1 protein-coding gene and 1 pseudogene are annotated in these 2,024 nt (G+C 73.7%); both read left to right on the plus strand.

Features of this window, described 5'->3' with window-relative positions; genetic code table 11:
* Nucleotides 1-1,369: pseudogene (locus G3I40_RS46145) on the plus strand (FAD-binding protein); the annotation flags it as partial.
* A 109-nt stretch (nt 1,370-1,478) separates the two neighbouring features.
* Nucleotides 1,479-1,925, plus strand: a complete 447-nt coding sequence (locus tag G3I40_RS46150; protein ID WP_164560757.1) for a DoxX family protein — start codon at nt 1,479-1,481, stop codon at nt 1,923-1,925.
* Nucleotides 1,926-2,024 lie beyond the last annotated feature (99 nt).

Genomic DNA, 2,024 nt, shown 5'->3' on the forward strand with positions numbered 1-2,024 from the left:
CCCCGGCGGAGCGCCGCCTCGCCGAGGACGCCCGGCGCGGCGGCCTGCGGCACGTCCCGCCGGCGAACCCGGCCGACCTCGACCTGAGCCACGTACTGCCCGGCACACCGGTCCTGCTGCGCGGCCTGGGCCTCAACTTCTTCGACCACATGGCACTGCTGACCGAGGCCCGCGGCGGCCGGTACGAAACCGCCCCCGGCGGCGGCCTGCGCTACGTGCCCTCGGGCAACGAGCCGCGCCTGTACGCCGGTTCGCGCCGCGGCATCCCGTACCAGGCGCGCGGCGACAACGCCAAGGGGCCCTACGGGCGTCACGATCCGGCGGTGCTCACCGACGACGTGATAGCCCGCTTCCGCAAGAGGGCCGACTCCGGCGACGCCCCCGACTTCCTCGCCGAGATATGGCCGCTGGTCGCCAAGGAAGTGGAGACGGTCTACTACGAGACGCTCCTGCGCACCACGCTCGGCCGCACCCCCGAGGGCTTCCGGGAACGCTTTCTCGCCACCGCGCACCGCTCCCCCCAAGAGGCCCTCGCCCTGCGGGAGTTCGGGGTTCCCGACGACCGCCTCTGGTCCTGGGACCGCGTCTCCCGTCCCTGCTCCGGCCGCACCTACGCCTCCCCCGCCGCCTGGCACGCCTGGCTCCTCGGCCTGCTGCGCGAGGACGCGGACCACGCGAGGCTCGGCAATGTCGACGGCCCCCTGAAGGCGGCCCTCGACGTCCTGCGCGACCTGCGCAACGAGCTGCGCAGGATCGTCGACCACGGGGGCCTGACCGGCGCCTCGCGCCGCGACCACCTCGACCGCTGGTACACCCCGCTGAACGCGTTCCTGTCCATCGGCCCGCCCCGGCGCCGCATCGAGGAGATGGCCGCCCTGCTCAACGCGGGCGTGCTGACCGTCGTCGGGCCCCGACTCGAAGTGACCGTGCGCGACGGGCATTTCGCGGCGCACTCGCCCGATGTGCCCGGTTCGGAAGTGACGGCCACCACTCTCGTCGAGGCCCGGCTGCCCGAACCCGACGTGCGCAGGACCGCCGACGAACTGCTGGCCCGGCTCCTGAAGACCGGTCAGGGCCGGCCGCACACCGTCGACGGCCACGAAACCGGAGGCCTGGACGTCACGCCCCGCCCCTACCGCCTGATCGACCGTCAGGGCCGGGCGCACGCACGGCGGTTCGCCTTCGGAGTGCCCACCGAAGGGGTGCACTGGGTGACCGCCGCGGGGGCACGTCCGGGCGTCGACTCGGTGACCCTTTCCGACGCCGACGCCGTGGCGCGCGCGGCCCTGCGCACCGCCGCAGGCCCGGATCCGGAACCCGAAACGGAAGACGACCATGGCCGGATGTTGAACTTGCAAGCATTGGTTAGGTTCTCCTAACCTGTGGATCTCCCGCGACCGGTGGCAGCGGCGGCGACGTCGGCGCCGACTGCACCGGCGCACTCGGTTACGTCCCCCACCGACCGAAGGAGACTCCCCATGACCGGACGGCTCGACAACGCCCAGCCGTACGTCCTCGGCCTGTTCCGCATAGTCGTCGGCCTGCTCTTCGCCTGCCACGGCGCCGCCTCGCTCTTCGGCGTCCTCGGCGGCGCGATGGGCGCCCGCCCCGAGGCGGGCGCTTGGCCCGGCTGGTACGCGGCCGTCATCCAGCTCGTCGGCGGCTCCCTGATCCTGCTCGGCCTCGGCACCCGCCTCGCCGCACTCATCTCCTCCGGGTCCATGGCCTACGCGTACTTCCACGTCCACCAGCCCGAGGCCCTGTGGCCGATCCAGAACGGCGGCGAGGCCTCCGCGATGTTCTGCTGGACGCTGCTGCTGCTCGTCTTCACCGGCTCCGGCGCCTTCGGCCTGGACCGGCTGTTCGCCGGACGCGGCGAGCGGGCCGAAGCGACGCGTCCGGAGCGCGCCACGGTCGCGGCCTGACCCCGCGCACGCACCACGGCGCCCGTCCCTGCGCACAGGGGCGGGCGCCGTCGTCGTAGCGCGGCAGCGCCCTACGGGAGCGGGGCGAACGGCACCGTG

Origin of the sequence: Streptomyces sp. SID14478, assembly GCF_010548525.1 — a bacterium.
In the GTDB taxonomy this organism is placed as follows: Bacteria; Actinomycetota; Actinomycetes; order Streptomycetales; family Streptomycetaceae; genus Streptomyces.